Genomic DNA, 22,971 nt, shown 5'->3' with positions numbered 1-22,971 from the left:
GAACACGGCGGGTTGGTGGCGCGGGCGCTTAGCGCACCCATAGCCCTTGGCGTTTGATCTGGTTGCGGATCATCTGCTCTTTGCGCGGTAAATCATTGCGGTCAAACATCGCGCGCACCGCGTGGCCCTTGCCCTGATAGACCATCTTTTTGAATGGCAGATAGTCTTTCAACACTTTTTTCACCGCTTGCGGGGCCAGAACCTGTTCCACCACCGCCACCGCGCGGTCACTTTCGCGGGCATAAAACAGCGGCATCAGGCGCCAATGGCAGGTCACATCGCCATCAAGCCCCGCCAGCGCAGCACCCGGACGCCCGCCGCCAAAACTATGGATCACCAAGGGCAGCGCCACCTGATCAAGCCAGGGGGTCAACGGCTGACAGACCAATTCACGCGGCGCATCATCACGGATCACGCGCGCATATTCGGCAAACCGCTGCCCGAACGCCTGCGGGCTGGCATGAAAAAACCAACCCGCGTTGAAATACAGGTAGCGCTTCCAGTATTCATCGGGTTGGCTGGTATCAAGGCTGCTGGCAAAATCCAGAGCGAAACGATCATAAAGCGATTTCCAGATCTGGGTATAGCCGGGGCCATATAGCTCCAGCACAGGCCAAGTGCCTTCACGCTTCATCGAAGCCGAGGGCCGCGCGAAATCAAACCCCACGTCGGACAGCGGGCCGATGAACACCGTGTCAGTATCGACAAATAAAAACGGCTCATCCGGCAGGGCTGAAAGACACTCTATCTTGTTGCCATAGGGGTAATCGGACCCAAAGATCCTTAACTCAAACGGCAAGATCTCGGCCCCGAACGCCGCCAGCAGGCCAAGGATGGCTGCATCGTGGATCACTGGGTCCTCCCGCCAGAGTGGCCCGTTTTGCGGCACGGCGATATACAAGCGGCCCTGAAAGTCGGGGTTGGTGGCGCGCAGGCTGGCTGCAAGCAGCACCGCCTCATATTGCAACCGACCGGATTGCCCCACCGCGACAATATTAAACCGTTGATTGCCCGACCTGCCTTGCACCATAATCATACCGCCCAGTCTGCTTGTGAAACCCGCTACCCGTTTTGAAATCACTATAGGGGGGCCGCAGGCATTTGAAAACATGGGGACAGGCCAGAGGCATAAATCCCTTTTTGCCGTGACTTTTCTTGCCAATCGCCCCGTCATGCAACGCCCGACAGCCTGCAACTGGTCTTTGATGCACAAAACCACCAGGCCGCCCGATACTGCGCCGCTCTGGCGCATAGGCCAAGCCCCCGGACGCCAAGCAAAAGCTACGCTATATTCAGTCTGGCATGGTTTCGGTCTGGCATGGTTTCAGTCTGGCACTGGCTTTTTGCAATCCACGCCGCAGCCACGCATTGCCCCGAAAGGCGCCCCCTTGGCAGCCCAAGCAAACCCCGCACGGACAAGCCGCAAAACCCCAAACCCGGCGACCACCTGCTGCAAGAGGCCCGCCTTATCCTTGGCTGTCACGGGGGCGGTCACGGGCAATTGGGTTGCCCTGCCCCCCTGCAATCGGGCATGAGGGGGAAAAGATCAACCACACAGGTCACGCAGCCCGTGACAATGGAGCAGATGCATGAAGAACCTTATCGCCACAACCGCCCTTGTCCTGGCAATCGCCAGCCCAGCCTTTGCGCAAAGCAAACTTTCAGATGCCGAGCGGGCGGATTTTCGCGCCGAAGTGCGGGCCTATCTGTTGGAAAACCCCGAGGTCTTGATGGAGGCGATCAGCGTGCTGGAGGATCGCCGGACGGACGATGCCGCTGCCAGCGATATCGCCCTGCTGCAATCCAACGCGGATGAGATTCTGAATGACCCGGCAAGCTGGGTCGGTGGAAACCCGGATGGCGATATTACGGTTGTTGAATTCATGGATTACCGCTGTGGCTATTGCAAAAAGGCGTTTGAAGATGTGGCGGAATTGATCGAATCGGATGGCAATATCCGCTTTATTGTCAAGGAATTTCCGATTCTGGGACCGCAGTCTGAATTGGCGTCGCGTTTTGCCGTGGCCGTATTGCAGATCGAGGGGGCCCAAACCTATGAAACCGCGCATGATGCTTTGATGGGGATGAAGGTTGATGTGACGGAGGCAAGCCTTGCAGCCCTTGCAGCAGAGATCGGGATCAAGGACATGGCGGCAGTGACCGAGCGAATGAATGCACCAGAGGTCACAAGCGTGATCGAGGCCAATCGGGCTTTGGCACAGCGCCTTGATATCAACGGCACGCCAACCTTTGTAATAGACCAGACTTTGGTGCGTGGCTATGTGCCGCTGGAGGGAATGCGCCAGATCGTGGATGGCCAGCGCAAAGGGTGATGTAAAGACGCTCTGCCCATGGCCGCGGCCCCCCAGAGGGAACCGAAAGCCGGGGGGCCAGCGCCCCGGACCCCCCGGGATATTTGTGCCGAAAAGAAAGCGCTGCCGGGTTTTGACAATTTGCATCGGCTTTGCGGGCCTGGCCAGGACGCAGGAGTGCCAATTTTTGCCGAATAAAGGCCGGGCACTTCCCACCGGGCGGCCGTCGCGATATGATGCGAAAGAGCGATCTTCCGCTTGAGAGGCAGAGTGCCGTCAAACTGGCGGCAAAGGGAAAGCGCGGCATAGAATTCGCGCGGCAACAAGGGCAGACAATGGCACGGGCAACGCTTGAGATTCTTCTTTTGGCAACAACTGCATTTTTGGGGCTTTCGGCGTGCCAAAGCACATCCAACCCGTTTTCGACAAAGGATAATCCTGCCACATCCGAGCAGCGCGTTTCCAGTGAAACATCAACCCGTTTGATTGACCGCGATGTCGAGGCACCGCAGGTCTTTCAGGTCAGCGATGACGCATTGTGGGATGGTCGCCCCTCGCTTGGTGGTGTTTGGGTCGCATCGCCCGATGCCCAGGACCCCGAGCGGGTTATCCTGCGCAACCCCACAAATGGCAAATTTGTGATCGGCGCGTTATTTCGGCGTGAACGCAACAACCCCGGCCCGACCTTGCAGATTTCATCTGATGCGGCGGCCGCTTTGGACATTCTGGCTGGCCGCCCGACCAAGATCAATGTCACTGCGCTGCGGCGCGAGGAAGTACAGGCCGAAACCCCGAATGCCGCGCGCCCGATCCTTGATGCGAACGAGGCAGTCATGACCACGGCGCTTGACCCGGTCGCAACCGCAAGCGCCGCGTTGGACAAGGCCGCTACCCCGCCCATGCCGCCGCCACAAGCAAGCGCCGCCCCGCGCGCGGTAAACGCCACAGGTAATCCCACAGGTAATCTTGCTGCGAAACCGGCGGCGGTTGCTGGCAAAGACCTGATCCAGATCGGCATCTTCAGCGTCGAGGCAAATGCCAACCGCGCCGCTGGCACCCTGACCAAGGCCGGCATCCCGGCAACCGTGTTCAAAGACAGCAGCCAGGGCAAGGCCTTTTGGCGGGTTACGGCTGGCCCTGCACCCGCCAATGCCCGCAGCGCCACCCTGACCAAGGTCAAGGGGCTTGGCTTTACCGATGCCTATTTCTTGTCACGATGACCGCACGCCACCAGCCAAAGACGTAATCTGAAGGAGCCTTCGATGTTGTTCAAACGTTTTTTATGCCTGCTTGTTCTCTTGCCATTCATTGGCCAGGCACAGGCCTTTGAAACGCGGGCATCGGCGGCTTGGGTCTATGATATGGCGACCCAGACCGTTTTGATGGATAAAAACGCCGATACGCCGCTGCCCCCTGCCTCCATGTCCAAACTCATGACCTTGAACATGCTGTTCGAGGCGTTGCGCGATGGGCGCGTGACGATGGATACCGAATTCAATGTCTCGACCCGCGCCAAGGAAATGGGCGGGTCTACCATGTTCCTGAATGAGCGTGACCGCCCGACGGCGCGCGACCTTCTGCACGGAATCATCATCAATTCAGGCAATGATGCCTGCGTGGTGGTTGCCGAGGGGCTTGCCGGTACCGAAGAAGCATTTGCGCGGCAAATGACAGAACGTGCGGTGGCACTGGGGATGACAAATTCCCAGTTTGCCAATGCCTCGGGTTGGCCCGACCCGATGCAACGCATGTCAATGCGCGATCTTGGCATTCTTGCCCGCCGCCTGATCGAGGAATTTCCAGAATATTACCCCATCTTTTCGGAAACCGAATTCAACTATGCAGACCGTGCCGCCGCGAACCGCCACAACCGCAACCCGTTGCTTAAACTTGGGGGCGGGGCCGATGGGCTGAAAACCGGCCATACGACCGAGGCGGGCTATGGGCTTGTCGGCTCGGCCAAGCAGGGGGATCGCCGGGTGATTTTTGTCATCACCGGGCTGACATCTGAAAAAGAGCGCGCCGAAGAGGCCGACCGCATGATGAACTGGGCCTTTCGCCAATTCGTTCTGAAAACCGTTGTCAAAGCCGGCACACGGCTGGCCGAGGCGGATGTCTGGCTGGGGGCAACCAAGACCATCGGCCTTGTGGCCGCGCAAGATGTGTCAATGCTGGTGCCCGCGCTGGTTCAGGACGGGGTCAAGGCCGAGGTCAGCTATACTGGCCCTTTGAAGGCCCCATTGGCAGCCGGGGCCGAGGTGGGTCACCTTGTCATCACGGTGCAAGGCCTGCCCGAACGCCGCATCCCGCTGCTGACGGAAATGGCTGTGGAACCGGGCGGCGTCATGCAACGTCTGCAGCAGGCTGCTTTGGTCTTGTACACACGCTTGCGCAATGATGCAGAGCCGACCGGTTGACATGCGCCACGAAACCGGACTTTTCATCAGCCTTGAAGGCATCGACGGCTCTGGCAAAAGCACACAGGCGCAGTTGCTGGCCGAGGCCTTGCGCGGGCTAGGCCATCGCGTTTTGCTGACGCGCGAACCGGGTGGCAGCCCCGGCGCCGAGGAAATCCGCCGCCTTGTGCTGGAAGGGGACGCCGAGCGCTGGTCACCCGAAACGGAAATCCTTTTGTTCACCGCCGCGCGCCGCGACCATCTGGAAAAAACCATCCGCCCGGCCCTTGCGCGTGGTGACGTGGTGATAACCGACAGGTTTGCCGATAGCACCCGCATGTATCAAGGCATCCGCCGTGGCACCGGCGCCGACCTGCGCGCCATGGTTGATGATCTGCATACCCGCATGATCGGGGTGGAACCGGACCTGACGCTGCTTATTGATATTGATGCCGAAACCGGCCATTCTCGCGCGGTCAGCCGTGCGGCTTCCTGTGCTGGCGCAGAACAGCGATTTGAAGATATGGGAACAGCCCTTCAAGCCCGGATGCGCGCAGGTTTCCTTGCCCTTGCCCGCCAAGAGCCGCGCTTTGCCGTGATTGATGGTGCCCGCAGCCCGGCAGAGGTTGCCGCCGATGTCCTTGCCACAACGCTGACGAAACTGGCATGAGCCGGGCACCGAAAACCGCCATCGAGGACCGCCCCGAACCTGACCGGGTAACAGGGGCGCCGCACCCGCGCGAAACCACAAGCCTGATCGGCCACCATGCCGCCGAGCAGACCTTTCTTGATGCCTACCGCGCCGGAAAGCTGCACCACGGCTGGATGATTACCGGCCCGCTTGGCCTTGGCAAAGCCACCCTGGCCTGGAAAATTGCCCGTTTCTTGCTGGCCACACCACAGAGCAATGGCACGATCCTTGCGGCCCCGGCACCTGAAACATTGGATATTTCGCCAGATCATCCCGTCTCGCACCGCCTTGCCGCCTTGTCCGAGCCCCGGCTGTTCCTGCTGCGCCGTAGCTGGGATGATACCGCGCGCAAACTGCGCTCCATGATCACGGTCGATGACCTGCGCAAAATGAAAACCTACTTTTCGCTGTCTGCGGCCGATGGCGGCCACCGCGTCGCGATCATCGACGCCGTGGATGAGATGAACGTCGCCGCCGCCAACGCCCTTTTGAAACTGCTGGAGGAGCCGCCGCCAAACGTGACGTTGCTGCTGGTCAGCCATCAACCGTTCCGCCTTTTGCCGACCATCCGCTCTCGCTGTCGGGAATTGCGGCTGTCACCCCTAAGCGCCGATGATATGGCCACGGCCCTTGCGCTGACGGGCGATGCCCCCGAAAATCCGCTGCCCCTGGCAGAGCTTTCAGGCGGCTCGGTTGGTGAGGCGATCCGCATCATGAACCTTGACGGAATGAAGCTTTACGCCAGTCTGATCACCCTGTTCGCCACCCTGCCCCGACTGGATCGTAGCCGCGCCCTGGCGCTGGCCGACCTTGGCGCTGGCCGCGGCAATGAAGAAAAATTCGACCTGATCTTGATGTTGATCGACCTTTTTCTTGCCCGCCTCGCCCGGGCCGGCACCCTTGGCTATTGCCCGACCGAGGCGGCAAAGGGTGAAGCGGAACTGATAGCGCGGCTCTCACCCCATCCCCAAGCGGCCCGCCAATGGGCCGATTTGGCGCAAGGTCTGGCCACCCGCGCCCGCCGGGGTCGGGCAGTAAACCTTGACCCTGCCGCCCTTCTCATGGATATGGTCCTGAAGATTGACGAGACGGCGGGATTGCTCGCCCAGAGGTGAGCCTATGACCATCCCCCCCAAGACCATCGCGGCCGACATCGTAGACAGTCATTGCCATCTGGATTTCCCGGATTTTGAGGGGGAGCTGCCCGACCTCATCGCGCGGGCCCATGCCGCAGGCGTGACCCGCATGGTCACCATCTGTACCAAGTTGAAAAATGAGCCCGCCGTTCGCGCAATTGCCGAGACCTATCCATCGGTGTTTTACGCCGCAGGCACCCATCCAATGAGCGTGGCAACCGAACCCCTGGCCCGGATTGACCAACTGGTCGCCCTTGCCCAGCACCCGAAATTCATCGGCATTGGCGAAACCGGGCTGGATTACCATTACACCGCCGACTCGGCAGCGGCGCAGCGGGAAAGCCTGCGCATCCATATCGGCGCCGCGCGTGAAACCGGGCTGCCGCTGATCATTCACGCCCGCGCTGCCGATGATGATATGGCCGAGATCTTGACCGAGGAGTACCGCAACGGCGCCTACAGCTGTGTCATGCACTGTTTTTCCTCGGGTGCCGAACTAGCGCGCGCCGCCCTCGACCTGGGGTTTTATCTGTCAATGTCCGGCATTGTCGCCTTTCCAAAATCGACCGAATTGCGCGCGATTTTCGCCGCCGCCCCGGTTGACCGGATTTTGCTGGAAACCGACAGCCCCTATCTTGCCCCGCCGCCCCATCGCGGGCGGCGCAATGAACCTGCCTATACCGCCCACACGGCCCGCGTCGGTGCCGATATCTTTGGCCAGTCTGTGCCAGAGTTCGCCGCCACCACCAGCGCCAATTTCGACCGCCTGTTCTGGAAAGCAAAATGACTGCGAAACTGCGCTTCACCATTCTCGGCTGCGGCTCATCGGGCGGGGTGCCGCGTCTGGGCGGGTATTGGGGCGATTGCGACCCCGCCAACCCCAAAAACCGCCGCCGTCGCTGTTCCTTGCTGGTTGAGCGTATCACCGGGGCTGGCACCACCCGCGTCTTGATAGATACCTCGCCCGATATGCGCGAGCAATTGCTGGATGCCGGTGTCGGCTGGCTTGATGCCGTGGTGTTCACCCATTCCCATGCCGATCATACCCACGGCATTGATGATCTGCGCCAGATCGTTTTCAACATAAAGGGCCGCTTGCCAGTTTGGGCCGACCTGCCCACACAGGCCGCGTTGCGCGACCGTTTCACCTATGCGTTTGAACAGCTTCCCGGATCGTCTTATCCGCCGATATTGGACATGCATTTGATCGACGGCCCTGTCACCGTGCCGGGGATGGGGGGCGATTTGGTGCTTCACCCCTTTTTGGCCCATCACGGCGCGATGGATGCGCTTGGCTTTCGGGTCGGTGGCCTTGCCTATCTGCCCGACGCTGTCTCTATTCCTGCGCCAGGCTGGGAGATGCTGAAAGGGCTGGAGGTCTGGGTGGTCGATGCGCTGCGCCGCAGGCCGCACCCCACCCATGCCCATCTGGCGCTGACGCTTGAATGGATCGCCCGCGCCAACCCCAAACGCGCGGTGCTGACGAATATGCATATCGACCTTGATTATGAAACCCTGGCCGCCGAGACGCCCAACCACATCACACCCGCCCATGACGGCATGGTAATCGAGATCGACGCGCCTGCATGAACGCGCTGCTTGATGTCATATTGCCGGTTTTTCTGATTCTGGGGGCCGGCTATTTCGCAGCCTGGCGCAAGATTGTAGATGCGGCGGCGATTGATGGGGTGATGAAATTCGCCCAGAATTTTGCGGTTCCTTGCCTGCTGTTCCGTTCGATGAGCACGCTGGATCTGGCGCAGAGCTTTGACCCGGCGCTGCTTCTCAGCTTTTATATCGGGGCGCTAAGCGCGGGGGCGCTTGGCTATTTCGGGGCGCGTCTCATATTTGCCCGCCCCCCTGCCGATGCGCTGGCGATTGCCTTTGTCGCAAGCTTTTCCAATACGCTGCTGTTGGGCCTGCCCATCACGGAACGCGCCTATGGGGCGGCGGCTTTGGCGGGGAATTACGCGATCATCGCGATTCATTCGCCGCTTTTATACGCCATCGGAATCAGCCTGATGGAGATTGTGCGCAGCAAGGGCCAAGGCCTGCCCAAGCTGGCGCTGACCCGCCAAGTCTTGAGTGCGATTTTACGCCAGCCTTTGGTGATCGGGATCGTGGCGGGTTTTGCGGTCAATCTTTCGGGCCTGACCCTGCCGGGGGCGATGTCTTCGGCGGTGGATATGATGGTCAAAGCGGCAATTCCGGCGGCGCTGTTCGGACTGGGTGGGGTGTTGCTGCGGTATCGGCCTGAAGGGGATATGAAAACCATAACCTTCGTTTCCCTGCTGACACTGGTTGTACATCCGATGATCACCTACGGGCTGGGCAAGCTGTTCGGGCTGACTGTGGATCAGATGCGGTCGGCGGTGTTGACGGCGGCAATGGCACCGGGCGTCAATGCCTTTCTCTATGCCAATATGTATGGCGTGGCGAAAAGGGTCGCGGCATCAACGGTGTTGCTGGCCACGGCGGCAACGGTTGTAACCGCTTGGGGCTGGCTGCATATTTTGCCCTGAAACGGTTTCTGCCTGCGGCACTGGTCTTTTGCCAAGCTGATGCGGGCGGTTCCGGGACAGAACCGCCCGCAAAGCGCCAGCGCTATAGCGTTTCACTTGCAACACGCCCTATCACATAACGCGTTGAAATCTTTGATTTCAGGCAGTGATCTGTGGGGCAGGTTCAAGGCGAAACGCGTTAAGCCGGGGTAACACCGCGCAAGCGTTCGGACCGGCGGCGCAGCAGTTCAACCACAGCCAGCAGGCAAACCGAGAAAATCACCAGAATTGTCGCTACAGCCAGGATAGACGGGCTGATCTGTTCGCGAATCCCGTTCCACATCTGGCGCGGGATGGTTTGCTGTTCATGGCTGCCGATGAACAGCACCACCACCACCTCATCAAACGAGGTGACAAAGGCGAATAGCGCCCCCGAAACGACGCCCGGCGTGATCAGCGGCAGTTGTACCTTGAAAAACGTGGTCACCGGCCCTGCCCCCATATTCTGCGCCGCCCGTATCAGCGAGCGGTCAAACCCCATCATCGTCGCGGTGACCGTGATGATGACAAAGGGAATCCCAAGCGTGGCATGCGCCATCACAAGGCCGAAATAAGTACCGGACAGGCCGATATCGGAATAAAAGAAAAACAATCCTGTCGCGGTGATGATGATCGGCACGATCATCGGTGAAATCAGGATCGCCATGATCAGCTTGCGAAACGGCATTTCGGGGCGCGACAGGCCCATGGCGGCAATGGTGCCCAGCACAGTGGCAACAATGGTCGCAAAAAAGCCAACGATGATCGAGTTTTTAGCCGCCTGCACCCATTTCGCATTGTGCCAGACATCCGACCACCAACTGCTGTCGCGCAGCGCATCGGGGGCAGCCATGCCAAAGGTAAGCAGGTTTTCATACCAGCGCATTGAATACCCCGCCGGGTCAAACCGCAGCATGTCCTTGGTAAAGGTAAAATAGGGTTCCGCGTTGAACGAAAGCGGCATGATGATCAGGATCGGGGCGATCAGAAAGACAAAGATAATCGCACAGATCACCCGGTAGGTATAATACCAGATGCGTTCCAGCGGGTCTGCATAGATGGGAAGTGCCATGTGTCGATTACCCCAGCTTCATGTTGTCGATGCCAATGATACGGTCATAGGCCCAATACAGGATAAGCACAGCCGCCAGCAGCATCGCCGCCAGGGCTGCGGCCAATGACCAGTTCAGCGATTTTTGCATGTGGAACGCGATCTGATTGGAAATCAGCGTACCATCTGCGCCACCGACCAAGGCCGGCGTGATGTAATAACCCACCGCCAGGATGAAACACAAAATGCCCCCGGCCCCGATGCCCGATACGGTTTGCGGCAGGTAGATGCGGCGAAAAGTGGTCCAGGACGTTGCCCCAAGGCTGCGCGCGGCGCGGGCATATGACGGCGGAATGGTTTTCATCACTGAATAAAGTGGCAAGATCATGAAAGGCAGCAAGATATGCGTCATCGCGATGATGGTGCCGGCCTGATTGTACATCAACTGAAGGCGGCCATCATCGGACACAATGCCAAGGGCCACAAGCACATCATTGATCACGCCCTGACTTTGCAACAGTACCATCCAGCTTGTGGTGCGGACCAAAAGCGACGTCCAGAACGGCAGCAGCACAAGAATCATCAGCAGGCTGGCATGGCGCAGCGGCAAAACCGCCAGCAGATGCGCAATCGGAAAGCCCAGAATCAGGCAAAGCCCGGTGATCAGGATCGAAAGCACAAAGGTACGGATAAAAAGTTTGACATAGATCTGCGATTCTACGGGGGCGGCCTCAAAGCGGCCATCGGCCCCGATTTGCCGGTCAAGCGCGGCTTGGTAAAAATTCAACGTGGCGGCGGCAGAGGCAGAGCGCATGGCCGCCCAGAGATCGGCGCGCGCCCAGTCTTTATCCAGGGCGATGATCGCCTCTTTATAGGGCGGCTCCAGCGATTGTGCTTTGCGCGCGGCCGAGGTGAACAGCGACCGGGTGCCGGGCAGCTCATAGTTGATACGGGTGCCGATACTGCCCGCCGTCCGTTCCTCAGAGGCGGTTGCAAGATCGGCGACAAGGGCCGCATAGGCCGCCTCATCGGGGGCGGCCTTGCGATTGGCGTCAAACCACCGTCCCAGCTCAACCATATTGCCCGAGAATTTATCATCGGTGAAAGAGCGCGCCAGCATTTGCCCGATCGGGACAGCAAAGGTCAGCAGGACAAAGATCAAAAGCGGCACAACCAGAAAGAAAGCGCGGATGCGGGCGCGGCGCGAGGCCACAGCCAATGCAACCTTTAGCGGCACACCATCAACGGTGCGCAACACTTCGGTTTCGGCGGGCAGATGAGGAGAGGCCATGTCGGTTCGTCCTGTCGGTTGGAGTCTTGTCGGGTGGCGTTTTGGTGGCCCTCTGGCGGGGCTTTGGCAAAGCGTCTGGGAAAAGGGGGCGCCAGATTTGCGCCCCCTTTGTTGGGTTGGATCAGTTCAGCAGCCAAGCGTTGAAACGCTCATTCAACTGGATGCTGTGGTCTGCCCAGAATTCAACATCGGACGCCAAAGCGTTTGTAAGGTTCGCTGCCGATGTCGGCATATAGGGGGCCATCTCGGTTTTGCCGTCTTCATACAGACCAACCAGCGGGCCCGAGGATTTGCGAGCCGGGCCATAGCTGATGTATTTGGCCTGATCCGCAAGCGCCTGGGTTGACGTGGCGAAAGTTAGAAACTTCTTTGCGTCTTCCATATTCTTTGCCCCTTTGGGAATGGCAAAGCCATCATATTCGTAAACCTGACCGTCAAAGATGGATTTGAAGGGCATACCCTCTGCCACGGTCGCCGCAAAAATCCGGCCATTATAGGCGGTGGTCATCGCCACTTCGCCATCGGCCAAAAGCTGCGGTGGTTGCGCGCCAGCCTCCCACCAAACGGTTTCAGCCTTGATTTCATCCAGCTTGGCAAAGGCGCGATCAACGCCAGCGTCGGTCGCCAGAACACTGTAGACATCTGCCGCAGCAACCCCATCGGCCATCAAGGCCATCTCCAGATTGACTTTGGCAACCTTGCGCAAACCGCGCTTGCCGGGGAATTTTTCGAGGTCGAAAAAATCCGAAATCCGTGTCGGCCCGTCAGGGAACTTGGTGCTATCATAGGCGAACATGGTTGAGAAAACGATGGTAGCGACAAAGCAATCCGTTATCGCGCCGGGCAAGAAATCATCTGCCGCAGCTGTACCGTCAGGCGCTGGCGAAAGGATGGATGTATCCAGACGCTCCAGCAGGCCCTCATCACACAGGCGCAGGGCATCAGCATATTCCAGGTCAACCACGTCAACGGTGACATTATTGGCCTGAACCATCGCCTTGACGGGGGTGGCGGGATTATCGGTATCAACCATCGTCATCTTGACGCCGGTCTTTTCGGTGTAGGGCTTCAAATAGGCTTCGTTCTGGCTTTTGCCATAGGCGCCACCCCAGGACATCACCACAACCTCTTGCGCCGAAGCGGCGAAAGCGAAAGTGGTGAGCGCGGTGGTCAGACTAAGAAGTTTCATCATAAGTTCCTGTTGAACCTTTTTATGTGGCGGCGTTATTTGTGCCGCCTTGGGTTTTGGCACAGCCCCGTTGCAACCGCATCGGGACCGTGCCGGCGTCAGAGCCCTTGGGTGCCTGCGTCAGACGCCGACACCCAGAGAGATCATTTCAAGAGCCAGGCGTTGAAACGCTCATTCAGATCACTGTCACGATCTGCCCAGAACTCCAGATTGGAGAACAGCGCATTGGTGAGGTTTTCCGGGCTCGTGGGCAAGTTGGGGCCCATTTCTGTTTTGCCATCCTGATACATGCCAACCAACGGGGCCGAAGATTTGCGCGGCGGGCCATAGCTGATCCATTCCGCAGCTTTTGCCAGCGGTTCTGTTCCCGTGGAATAGGTGATGAAATCCATGGCGTTTTGCAGGTTCGGCGCGCCTTTTGGCACAACCCAGCCTTCAACGTCATAGACCTGACCATCCCAGATGATCTTGAAGTCTTTACCTTCTGACACATTCGCATTGAAAATCCGGCCGTTATAGGCAACCGTCATTGCAACTTCGCCATCAGCAAGCAGTTGCGGCGGTTGCGCACCAGCTTCCCACCAGACCATCTGCGCCTTGATCGTATCAAGCTTGGCAAAGGCACGTTCTACGCCTTCGGGCGTTTCAAGCATTGCATAGACATCGGCGGTCGGCACGCCATCCCCGATCAGCGCCATTTCCAGCAACACTTTGGCGTTCTTGCGGGCGCCACGTTTGCCGGGGAATTTTTCAAGATCAAAGAAATCGGCCATCATGGCCGGGGCCTCTTTGCCTTCATATTTTGCGCCGTCAAACGCGATGACAGTGGCAAACACATCGGTCGCCACAAAACATTCGGTCACGGTGCCGGGCAAAAAGTCATCCATCGCCGCGGTGCCGTCGGGGGCAGGTGTCAAGATTGCCGGGTCAATGGTTTCCAGCAACCCTTCATCACAAAACCGCACGGCATCGGCAAATTCAACCGAAGCAACGTCAAAAGTGACATTGCCGGCCTCAACCTGCGCCTTGATCGGGGTTGCAGGGTTGTCGCTGTCAATCGAGACAACCTTGATCCCGGTCTTTTCCGCGAAAGGTTTGTGATAGGCTTCAATCTGGCTGGTGGTATACGACCCACCCCACCCCATGATATTTACTTCCTGCGCCATGGCAGGCAGGCCAAGGGCCCCCAATGCCGTGGTCAAAATCAGCAACTTCTTCATCGAAGGTTCTCCCTTTAGGTTACGTGTGTTTTGATCTTTTCCGTTTAAGGAAAGCTAATCAAGCAGATTGAGGCTGAAGCGCGCGCGCATCTGCGGGCGCCCAGCCGATCCTGATCTTTTCACCGGGGCGCAACATGGTTTGCCCCTGCGTGTTGCGCGATTTGATCACGAAATCATCATGCCCTGCGACACGAAGCCGCGTGCGGAACAGATCGCCCATATAGATGAATTCCAGCACTTCGGCCTCGATCATATGGGCGCCTTTCGGCATCATGGATTCTTTGAATTCGACCCGTTCGGGGCGAATGGACACAAGGGTTTTTTCGCCCTTCTTGCCCACATTCACCGCGGTCGCGGCGATAAGCTCGCCGGTGCCAAGCCGCACCATCGCCTCATTGCCTGAAATGCTTTCGATAATTCCGTCCAGCTTGTTGTTTTCACCGATGAATTGCGCGACGAATGCATTGTCGGGGCGCTCATACAGCTCATTCGGGGCGGCAAGCTGCTGGATGCGACCATCATTGAACACGGCCACGCGGTCGCTCATCGTCAGCGCTTCGCCCTGATCATGGGTCACATAAACCACGGTGATGCCAAGGCTTTCATGCAGGTGCTTGATTTCAAACTGCATATGCTCGCGCAATTGTTTATCCAGGGCACCCAGCGGTTCATCCATCAACACCAGACTGGGGTCAAACACCAAAGCGCGGGCCAGCGCGATGCGCTGTTGCTGACCGCCCGAAAGCTGGGCAGGACGGCGGTTGATGAAGCTGTACATCTGCACCATATCCAGCGCGCGCTTGATCTTGGTTTCGCGTTCAGTCTTGCCCATGCCGCGCACTTCCAACGGGAAGGACAGGTTTTCGCCAACGGTCATATGCGGGAACAGCGCGTAATTCTGAAAAACCATGCCGATACCGCGTTTATGGGGCGGAACGGAATTGATCGGCCGCCCATCAAGACGGATATCGCCACTGGTCGCGGTTTCAAACCCCGCCAGCATCATAAGACACGTGGTTTTGCCCGACCCCGATGGCCCGAGCATGGTCAAAAACTCGCCCTTGCCGATCGAAAGGTTCAAATCTTTGACAACAAGCGTTTCCCCGTCATAGCTTTTTTGCACATGATCGAAGACGACGAAACCGTCGTTCTGGGGTTGTGTAACCACCCTTTTCTCCCTGATCGTTCCGGCAGGTGACCTGCACTTTATTGTTTGTGACTAAAGCGAAATGTCAGTCACTTTGCAACCGCTTGACGTCGATCAACAGGAATTCCCTGCAAATGCAGGAATATAAAGGGCAATCACCGCCTTTTTCAGCCAAAGCGCCTTTTATCCGACGATTGTGCAATAGTATGGTAGCGACCCAATGGCGCCCGTTACCGCCCCCCAAGGCCACCAAAGCGATTCTTGGGCAGATCATTTTACACAAGCGCGCCCGATAGATTTGGCGAGGCACGAGTTTGGATGCAGATGCAGGCCGCAGCCAAAGGTCAACGCAAGCTGCGGCTGCGAGCCTGTATCTGCGTGTAAGGTGATTGACGGTCTGTGACCCGCGCAAAGACCCGTAGTCATGCGCAAAAAATGGTGCGGTCGGGGGACTCGAACCCCCACTCCGGTTAAAGAACAGCGACCTCAACGCTGCGCGTCTACCAATTCCGCCACGACCGCACGGTCTTGACTAAAGCGGGTCTTAGCGAAGGCTGCTGCAGACCTCAAGATGAATTTTGCTGCATTGGGGGGAATTCCGTTTTGGGTGGGGCAAATAAGAAACCGCCGGGTGATGGCCCGGCGGTTTGATGGCACTTGCGCACAAAGCAGGGCGCAGGTTCAGGGGTTTGCAGCGGCGCTTGGCACGCCAAAAGACGGCAGCGTCGCGGCGGGAATCGGTGCGCCCGGCACGGTGCCCCCCGGCAAGTTGCGCCCGGCGGCAGAATAGGCCGCAAGCCGGATCAACGACGCACGATCAGCCATGCCCGGCGCAAAGACCTGCACCGTACCGTCCGACCCTGCGGAATAGCCATGATCGAACCACGGCAACGCCAAATCCAGGCGCTGCGCGGCACCGATGCCCGAGGCAAGATGATGGCCGATAAGTTCGGCATAGGCAGCCTCGCCAACCGTGGTCAGGATCAGCGCCGAACCAATGGCGACATCCATGTTATCCGTGACATAGCCCACGCCAAGACAGATTTTGGCGGTGCCGGCCAATTGCGCTGGCGCCATGCCGGAAGACAGCACAAAGCCCGACACGCCCTGCATCACCTCTTCACGCGATTTCAGCGACAGCGCCGAGACATGCTCTTGCATCACGGGGCCAAAGCCTTCGCATTGCTGGGAAATCTGCTGCGGGGTGAAGCCGGAAACCTTGGAAACCAGCTCTTCTCCTTGCGCGATGGCATAGGTGCGCGCCAGGCAGAACTGTTCTGACAGCGCAAAGGCCGGGTCTTTCATGGTGACCTGCGTAACAAAACCGCCGTTGGAATTTGTGACAAGTGACACCTTGTTGCAATGGCTGGCAAGCGAGACTTGCGCCGCCCCCTGCCCCATGAAGGACGGCAGCGTCGAGGCTGCGGGTGCGCCGAATTGCGGAACCGAGGCGGCAACTGCCGAGGGTCCGGCGGGTGCAAAGCCGGCCTGCGGCGCGGCCGAGGCCATTTGCCCACCCGGCGCCGCAACCCCCAGCTTTTCATCGCGATAGGTGAACAACAGGCCTTTGGTGCCGCGCGGATCGGTGGCAACCTGCTGCGCCGTCAACGGGCCGCCCGCCTGTGCGCGATAATAGGATTGCACCAGCAATTCCTGTTCCCAGCTATTCAGCGCGCCGGTTGGGGCAAAGCCCAGCAACGCCTGATATTGCGAAATCGCGCTGCGCGATTTGGGGCCAAGCGCCCCATCGGGCGTACCCACCGGAAAGCCGAAGTAATTCAGCGCGACCTGCACCTCGCGGTTGGCCTCGCGCTGCCCCGAAGATACCGTGGACTTGCGCTGCGTGGATTTGCGCGTGGTGGTAGCGCGCCGATTGTTGTTCGCACCGTTTACAATCGCACCACCGATGATGCCGCCAATAATACCGCCCACCAATCCGTCACCGGCGCTGGCGGCCACGGGGGTTATGACCAAAGCCGTCGCAATAAGGGCCGTGGAAATATGTTTGAATACCATTTGAAAACTCCGTCTTCAGGGAATAAGTCGACTCTATCCATTTTAAAGTATCACACGTTCGGGATGTGTCTAAGCATTATTGACTTGAATGCCGGACATCCCGGCCAAATATACAAAGGGGCGAGGTTTGGACGAATTGACGCAGACGCAGCCAAATGCCGTCGAATGGCGTGTGCTGGACGGTTTGGCCCCCTACGCCCAGACGCTTGCCGCGATGGAGGCCCGCGTGGCCGCGATTGCGCAAGGCAGCGCCCCCGAGGCGGTCTGGCTGCTGGAACATCCGCCGCTTTACACCGCAGGCACCAGCGCCAAACCCGTTGATCTGGTGCAGCCTGACCGCTTTCCCGTTCATCTGGCCGGGCGCGGTGGGCAATACACCTATCATGGCCCGGGGCAGCGCGTGGCCTATGTGATGCTGGATCTGAACAAGCGCGGGCGTGATGTGCGCAAATTTGTCTGCGCGCTGGAAGATTGGGTTATCAAGACCTTGGCAGAGTTCAATATAAAGGGCGAACGCCGCGCGGGCCGCGTTGGTGTTTGGGTTGTGCGGCCTGATCGTGCCTTGGGCAGCAATGGCCAACCCGCCGAAGACAAGATTGCAGCAATCGGGATAAAACTGCGCAAATGGGTCAGCTTTCATGGCATCTCGATCAACCATGAACCCGATCTGAGCCATTTTGACGGCATTGTGCCCTGCGGTATCGCCGACCATGGGGTGACCAGCCTTGTTGATCTGGGCTTGCCGGTAACAATGGCTGATCTGGATCTGGCCCTGAGACGGCAATTTGATGCCGGGTTTGGTGCCGGGGGGGGCGCTGATGCCGGCACCAGCGGGCCGGCCCTGCGCCGAACATGCCAAGCCGCAGAACCATGGCAGACGATGCGCGCCACCCACCCCTTGTGACACGGATATTCAACCGTTTCTCGACATCGTGATTGTCTGGCCTATGTCAAGTTTGGCACAATCAGGTTATAAAAGCGCATTGCGTTGTAACGCCGAAAAAATCTGCTAAAAGGCAGTGCCAAGACCAACAGACCAAGCCAAACTGACAAGGAAAGACAATGAAACTCAGCCTTATCGCAACCGCAGCCCTTCTTGCCCTTACCGCGCCCGCATTCGCCGGTGACGCCGTAAAAGGCGAAAAAGAATTCAAGAAATGCAAAGCATGCCATGAAATCGTTGCCGATGACGGCACCGCAATTGTCAAGGGCGGCAAAACTGGACCTAACCTGTATGGCATCATTGGCCGTCACGCCGGCGCTGTCGAAGGTTTCAAATATTCCGACGTGATGCGGGAAGCGGGCGAAAAAGGCCTTATCTGGGAAGAAGACGTGATGGCGGAATACCTGCCCGATCCGACCAAATTCCTGGAAGATTTTTCCGGCGACCCCAAGGGCAAGTCCTTGATGACCTTCAAGTTGAAAAAAGGCGGCGATGACGTTGCTGCTTATCTGGCATCGGTTGTCCCTGCGGCCAATTGACACGCTAAAATGTGGCTTTGACGTAGATTTTCTTGATCTATGTCAAAGTCAGCAATTGCCGCCGCCGCTTGGGCATTCTAGAACAGGAATACAAGTGGCGGCGGGATTCTGTTTATCCCCGTGCGCTGGAACGTATAACGCAAACGGGAGGCAGGCATGGCCGACGCAGCCATTCATGGCCACGAGCATGACAAACGCGGATTCTTTACCCGCTGGTTCATGTCAACCAATCATAAAGATATCGGTATTCTATACCTGTTCACCGGCGGCCTTGTTGGCCTGATTTCGGTTATCTTCACCGTATACATGCGCATGGAGCTGATGCACCCCGGTGTACAGTATATGTGTATGGAAGGCGCGCGGTTCTTTGCCGCAGGGGCAGGTGATGCCTGTACCCCGAACGGCCATTTGTGGAACGTGATCATCACCGCGCATGGCATCTTGATGATGTTCTTTGTGGTGATTCCCGCGTTGTTTGGCGGCTTTGGCAACTACTTCATGCCGTTGCAGATCGGTGCGCCGGATATGGCGTTTCCGCGGATGAACAACCTTTCGTACTGGATGTATGTTGCGGGCACCTCGCTGGCTGTGGCTTCGGTTATCTCACCGGGCGGCAATGATCAGATGGGGGCGGGCGTCGGTTGGGTTCTGTACCCGCCACTCTCGACCAATGAGGGTGGCTATTCGATGGATCTCGCGATTTTCGCGGTGCACCTGTCGGGGGCCTCGTCTATCCTTGGCGCGATCAACATGATCACCACCTTCTTGAACATGCGCGCACCGGGCATGACCCTGCACAAGGTGCCGTTGTTTGCCTGGTCGATCTTTGTGACCGCCTGGATGATTCTGTTGGCGCTGCCGGTTCTGGCAGGTGCAATCACCATGCTGCTGACCGACCGCAATTTTGGCACCACCTTCTTTCATGCGGCTGGTGGCGGTGACCCGATCTTGTATCAGCACATCTTGTGGTTCTTTGGCCACCCGGAAGTGTATATCATCATCATCCCCGGTTTCGGCATCATCAGCCAGGTTATCGCAACCTTCTCACGCAAGCCGATCTTTGGTTACCTGCCAATGGTTTACGCGATGGTGGCCATCGGCGTTCTGGGCTTTGTTGTCTGGGCGCACCACATGTATACCGTTGGCATGTCGCTGACCCAGCAATCCTATTTCATGCTGGCCACGATGGTTATCGCGGTGCCGACCGGCGTTAAAATCTTCTCATGGATCGCAACCATGTGGGGCGGCTCGCTGGAAATGAAGACCCCGATGTATTGGGCCTTTGGCTTTATCTTCCTGTTCACCGTTGGCGGCGTGACCGGCATCGTGTTGTCACAGGCGGGTGTGGACCGTGTGTATCATGACACTTACTATGTGATCGCGCATTTCCACTATGTAATGAGCCTTGGTGCCGTGTTTGCGATCTTTGCCGGTATCTACTTCTGGCTGGGTAAAATGTCGGGGCGTCAATACCCGGAATGGGCTGGCAAGCTGCATTTCTGGATGATGTTCATCGGCGCAAACCTGACCTTCTTCCCGCAGCACTTCCTTGGCCGTCAAGGCATGCCGCGCCGCTATATCGACTATCCCGAGGCGTTCTCGCAGTGGAACTATTGGTCGAGCCTTGGTGCGTTCCTGTCCTTCGCGTCTTTCCTGTTTTTCATTGGTGTGCTTGTTTACACCCTGCGCTACGGCAAGCGTATTACGGAAAACAACTACTGGAATGAATACGCGGATACGCTGGAATGGACCCTGCCCTGCCCGCCGCCCGAACATACGTTTGAGCAGCTTCCAAAACAGTCGGATTGGGATAAAGGCCACAGCCACTAACCCCGTCCAATGAATGATAAAACGGCCCCGGATTGCTTCGGGGCCGTTTTTCTTTGGGCGCAGGGCTGACATCGCCTTTTGTGCAAAATTACCCTTTCCTGGCTGCAGCGCCGCGTCTATCCTGACGCCATGCCCTATGAATGGACCCAAACCAACAGCGGAAATGTGCTGCACTTGTGGCCCTATCGCTCTTTGCCCCGGCGCGGGTTTGTGGCGTTTATCGGCGGTACGGCGCTGCTGTTCGCGCTGCCCTTGCTGGCGGTGCTTGGCTCTCCCGTGCTTTGGGGGTTACTGCCGTTTTTGATTGTTGCGGTGTCGGCGCTTTACTGGGCCTTGCAGCGCAGCTACCGCGATGGCGAAATCATCGAGACACTGACCCTTCAGCAAAACCGCCTGCATCTGACCCGCCTCGGCCCGCGCGGCAAACGGCAAGAGTGGGAGGCAAACCCGCATTGGGTGCGCGTGGACCTGCATGCCAAGGGCGGGCCGGTGCCGGATTATATCACGCTGTCGGGCGGCAAGCGCGTTGTGGAATTGGGGGCATTTTTATCGGAGGAGGAGCGCGTGGCGCTGGCCGCTGAACTCCGCCAGGTGCTGCGCAACCATAACACACCGCAGCTGACGCAATAGGCCGGGCCAAACCCATGATGACATGCGCTTAGCGGCGCAAGCCGGACCCCATGCAGCGGCCCGAGCACCCAACCTGCGTTTCGGTTGCGCTATAGCGTTTCGCCTTTGGTTTGAAACAAGGCTTATCACCTAACGCATTGAAACCTTGGGTTTCTGGCTGCAATATGTCAGCCAGGTTCAAGGCAAAACGCTTCAGCTCAACTGTTCTTTCACCCGTGGGCCGACCGCGCCAAAATCCATCTGGCCGGTATGCTTGCCTTTCAGCACCGCCATCACCTTGCCCATATCACGGATCGAGGAGGCCCCCGCCTCGGCAATCGCGGCTGCAATCGCGGCATCCACCTCTGCACCGTCCAACTGGCGGGGCAAGAATTCTTCAATCACCTTGATTTCGTTCAGTTCCTTCTCGGCCAATTCAAGCCGCCCGCCCTCTTCATAGACGCGCGCGCTTTCTTGCCGTTGCTTGACCATCTTTGACAGAATCGCGGTGATCTCGCTATCCGTCACGACGGCCTCACCACCCTCACCGCGCAGGGCGATTTCGCGGTCTTTGATCGCGGCATTGATCAGGCGCAGCGTCGAAAGCCGCTCCGCTTCCCGTGCCCGCATCGCATCTTTCAGGGCCGTTTGCAGCCGATCGCGCAAAGTCATACTGTGATCTTTCCCATGGGTTTAGCAACTGCCCACAGTAGCGCGAAGCCAAAGCCGAGGCAACCGAGGATGATTTTTGCAAGCCCTTGAAATAACGTGAAATTCCATTTCAGCCCTTCCCTTGACCCCGGCCCCTATGGCCCGTAATGTCCCCCAAATCCGGCCAGAGAGAGTCGTACCATGCCCAAAATCGCACATATGACAGATAAACCAACCGCCTGCCTTGCGCTGGCCGATGGAACAATTTTTTACGGTCGCGGCTTTGGCGCAACCGGGCAAACCGTGGCCGAGCTGGTGTTCAACACGGCGATGACCGGCTATCAGGAAATCATGACCGACCCGTCTTATGCAGGGCAAGTCGTCACTTTCACCTTTCCGCACATCGGCAATACCGGCGTGACCCCCGAGGATGACGAAACCGCCGACCCTGTGGCCGCCGGCATGGTGGTGAAATGGGACCCGACAGAGCCTTCGAATTGGCGCGCCACCGCCGAGTTGACCGAATGGCTGACCCAAAAAGGCCGCATTGGCATTGGTGGTCTGGATACCCGGCGCTTGACCCGTGCAATCCGCCAGCAAGGGGCGCCGCATGTGGCGCTTGCCCATGATCCTGACGGCAATTTCGATATTGAGGCGCTGCTCGCCTCGGCCCGTGCCTGGCAAGGCCTTGAGGGTCTGGACCTTGCGCGTGAGGTGTCATGCACGCAAAGCTATCGTTGGGATGAAATGCGCTGGGCCTGGCCCGATGGCTATAGCAAACGCAGCGGTGCAGGCTTGCGCGTTGTTGCCGTGGATTATGGCGCAAAACGCAATATTCTGCGCTGCCTGGCCTCCGCAGGTTGTGATGTCACCGTGTTGCCCGCAACCGCCACTGCGGCGGATGTGCTGGCCTTGAACCCCGAAGGCGTATTCTTGTCAAATGGTCCGGGCGACCCGGCGGCGACCGGTATCTATGCCGTTGACATGATCAAGGGGGTGCTGGCGGCCGACCTTCCCGTTTTCGGAATTTGCCTTGGGCATCAGATGCTTGCGCTGGCTTTGGGGGCAAAAACCGTGAAGATGAACCACGGCCATCACGGCGCCAACCACCCGGTGAAGGATTACGACACCAACAAGGTGGAAATCACCTCGATGAACCATGGCTTTACGGTAGATGCGCAAAGCCTGCCTGCTGGCGTGCGCGAAACCCATGTCAGCCTGTTTGATGGGTCCAACTGCGGCATAGCCCTGACCGGCAAGCCCGTGTTTTCGGTGCAATACCACCCCGAAGCAAGCCCCGGCCCGCAAGACAGTTATTACCTGTTCGAGCGATTCGCCGATGCAATGAAGGCCCGCCGCGCCGCCTGATTTCCCTTGGCTGGATGACCTATATGTAGTGGGGGGGCCGGC

20 protein-coding genes, 1 tRNA gene and 1 pseudogene are annotated in these 22,971 nt (G+C 58.4%); 13 read left to right on the top strand and 9 right to left on the bottom strand.

Annotation, left to right across the window (positions count from 1 at the left end; genetic code table 11):
• Positions 1-28: 28 nt before the first annotated feature.
• Entirely contained in the window at positions 29-1,030 is a 1,002-nt protein-coding gene (locus VDP61_RS17705) for a hypothetical protein (protein WP_323008200.1), read from the bottom strand.
• A 559-nt stretch (positions 1,031-1,589) separates the two neighbouring features.
• On the opposite strand from VDP61_RS17705, the gene VDP61_RS17700 reads away from it, so the two are divergent.
• From VDP61_RS17700 to VDP61_RS17665, 8 genes are all read left to right on the top strand, one after another.
• Entirely contained in the window at positions 1,590-2,333 is a 744-nt protein-coding gene (locus tag VDP61_RS17700) for a DsbA family protein (RefSeq protein ID WP_323008180.1), read from the top strand.
• Between the two features lie 314 nt (positions 2,334-2,647).
• Complete coding sequence (locus VDP61_RS17695) at positions 2,648-3,532, top strand: SPOR domain-containing protein (RefSeq protein WP_323008179.1); 885 nt, start codon at positions 2,648-2,650, stop codon at positions 3,530-3,532.
• Between the two features lie 42 nt (positions 3,533-3,574).
• The gene (locus VDP61_RS17690) at positions 3,575-4,729 is read left to right on the top strand and encodes a D-alanyl-D-alanine carboxypeptidase family protein (RefSeq protein WP_323008178.1); all 1,155 of its coding nucleotides are present in this window, start codon (positions 3,575-3,577) and stop codon (positions 4,727-4,729) included.
• On the top strand, positions 4,707-5,378 hold the full coding sequence (tmk, locus tag VDP61_RS17685) for a dTMP kinase (protein WP_323008177.1): 672 nt from the start codon (positions 4,707-4,709) through the stop codon (positions 5,376-5,378). Before VDP61_RS17690 ends, tmk begins: the two co-directional genes overlap by 23 nt.
• The gene (locus tag VDP61_RS17680) at positions 5,375-6,514 is read left to right on the top strand and encodes a DNA polymerase III subunit delta' (RefSeq protein ID WP_323008176.1); all 1,140 of its coding nucleotides are present in this window, start codon (positions 5,375-5,377) and stop codon (positions 6,512-6,514) included. The genes tmk and VDP61_RS17680 overlap by 4 nt, the downstream gene beginning before the upstream one ends.
• A 4-nt stretch (positions 6,515-6,518) precedes the next feature.
• A complete protein-coding gene (locus VDP61_RS17675) occupies positions 6,519-7,322 on the top strand; it encodes a TatD family hydrolase (protein ID WP_323008175.1) in 804 nt (267 codons plus the stop codon).
• Entirely contained in the window at positions 7,319-8,125 is an 807-nt protein-coding gene (locus tag VDP61_RS17670; RefSeq protein ID WP_323008174.1) for an MBL fold metallo-hydrolase, read from the top strand. Before VDP61_RS17675 ends, VDP61_RS17670 begins: the two co-directional genes overlap by 4 nt.
• Positions 8,122-9,057 (top strand): AEC family transporter, encoded by a 936-nt coding sequence (locus VDP61_RS17665; protein WP_323008173.1) that lies wholly within the window; start codon positions 8,122-8,124, stop codon positions 9,055-9,057. The genes VDP61_RS17670 and VDP61_RS17665 overlap by 4 nt, the downstream gene beginning before the upstream one ends.
• A 178-nt stretch (positions 9,058-9,235) precedes the next feature.
• On the opposite strand, the gene VDP61_RS17660 is transcribed toward VDP61_RS17665, so the two are convergent.
• From VDP61_RS17660 to VDP61_RS17630, 7 genes are all read right to left on the bottom strand, one after another.
• Positions 9,236-10,147 (bottom strand): ABC transporter permease, encoded by a 912-nt coding sequence (locus VDP61_RS17660; protein ID WP_323008172.1) that lies wholly within the window; start codon positions 10,145-10,147, stop codon positions 9,236-9,238.
• Between the two features lie 7 nt (positions 10,148-10,154).
• Positions 10,155-11,417, bottom strand: coding sequence for an ABC transporter permease (locus VDP61_RS17655; protein ID WP_323008171.1), 1,263 nt, complete (start codon positions 11,415-11,417; stop codon positions 10,155-10,157).
• Positions 11,418-11,538: 121 nt separating this feature from the next.
• A complete protein-coding gene (locus VDP61_RS17650; protein ID WP_323008170.1) occupies positions 11,539-12,609 on the bottom strand; it encodes an ABC transporter substrate-binding protein in 1,071 nt (356 codons plus the stop codon).
• A gap of 140 nt (positions 12,610-12,749) precedes the next feature.
• Positions 12,750-13,826: an ABC transporter substrate-binding protein gene (locus tag VDP61_RS17645; protein ID WP_323008169.1), complete on the bottom strand. Its 1,077-nt coding sequence runs from the start codon at positions 13,824-13,826 to the stop codon at positions 12,750-12,752.
• A 58-nt stretch (positions 13,827-13,884) separates the two neighbouring features.
• Entirely contained in the window at positions 13,885-14,994 is a 1,110-nt protein-coding gene (locus VDP61_RS17640) for an ABC transporter ATP-binding protein (protein ID WP_323008168.1), read from the bottom strand.
• 415 nt (positions 14,995-15,409) lie between these two features.
• Positions 15,410-15,495: transfer RNA gene (locus tag VDP61_RS17635), tRNA-Leu, on the bottom strand.
• Between the two features lie 159 nt (positions 15,496-15,654).
• Positions 15,655-16,989, bottom strand: coding sequence for a peptidoglycan-binding domain-containing protein (locus tag VDP61_RS17630; protein WP_323008167.1), 1,335 nt, complete (start codon positions 16,987-16,989; stop codon positions 15,655-15,657).
• A 136-nt stretch (positions 16,990-17,125) separates the two neighbouring features.
• On the opposite strand from VDP61_RS17630, the pseudogene lipB reads away from it, so the two are divergent.
• From lipB to VDP61_RS17610, 4 genes and pseudogenes are all read left to right on the top strand, one after another.
• Positions 17,126-17,788, top strand: a pseudogene (lipB, locus tag VDP61_RS17625) (lipoyl(octanoyl) transferase LipB); the annotation flags it as partial.
• 263 nt (positions 17,789-18,051) lie between these two features.
• Complete coding sequence (locus tag VDP61_RS17620; protein ID WP_323008166.1) at positions 18,052-18,471, top strand: cytochrome C; 420 nt, start codon at positions 18,052-18,054, stop codon at positions 18,469-18,471.
• A 156-nt stretch (positions 18,472-18,627) separates the two neighbouring features.
• Positions 18,628-20,301 (top strand): cytochrome c oxidase subunit 1, encoded by a 1,674-nt coding sequence (locus VDP61_RS17615; RefSeq protein WP_323008165.1) that lies wholly within the window; start codon positions 18,628-18,630, stop codon positions 20,299-20,301.
• Between the two features lie 129 nt (positions 20,302-20,430).
• A complete protein-coding gene (locus VDP61_RS17610) occupies positions 20,431-20,931 on the top strand; it encodes a DUF2244 domain-containing protein (protein WP_323008199.1) in 501 nt (166 codons plus the stop codon).
• Between the two features lie 192 nt (positions 20,932-21,123).
• On the opposite strand, the gene VDP61_RS17605 is transcribed toward VDP61_RS17610, so the two are convergent.
• Positions 21,124-21,582 carry a GatB/YqeY domain-containing protein gene (locus VDP61_RS17605; protein ID WP_323008164.1) on the bottom strand — a complete coding sequence of 153 codons (459 nt, stop codon included), beginning with the start codon at positions 21,580-21,582 and terminating at the stop codon, positions 21,124-21,126.
• 180 nt (positions 21,583-21,762) lie between these two features.
• Between VDP61_RS17605 and carA the strand changes: the two genes are divergently transcribed.
• Positions 21,763-22,929 (top strand): glutamine-hydrolyzing carbamoyl-phosphate synthase small subunit, encoded by a 1,167-nt coding sequence (gene carA, locus VDP61_RS17600; RefSeq protein ID WP_323008163.1) that lies wholly within the window; start codon positions 21,763-21,765, stop codon positions 22,927-22,929.
• The last annotated feature ends 42 nt before the right edge of the window (positions 22,930-22,971 follow it).

The organism is Pseudorhodobacter sp. (assembly GCF_034675685.1).
Lineage (GTDB): Bacteria > Pseudomonadota > Alphaproteobacteria > Rhodobacterales > Rhodobacteraceae > Pseudorhodobacter.
The sequence above is the reverse complement of the archived record's forward strand: the minus strand, read 5'-3'. Positions and strand labels throughout refer to the sequence as shown.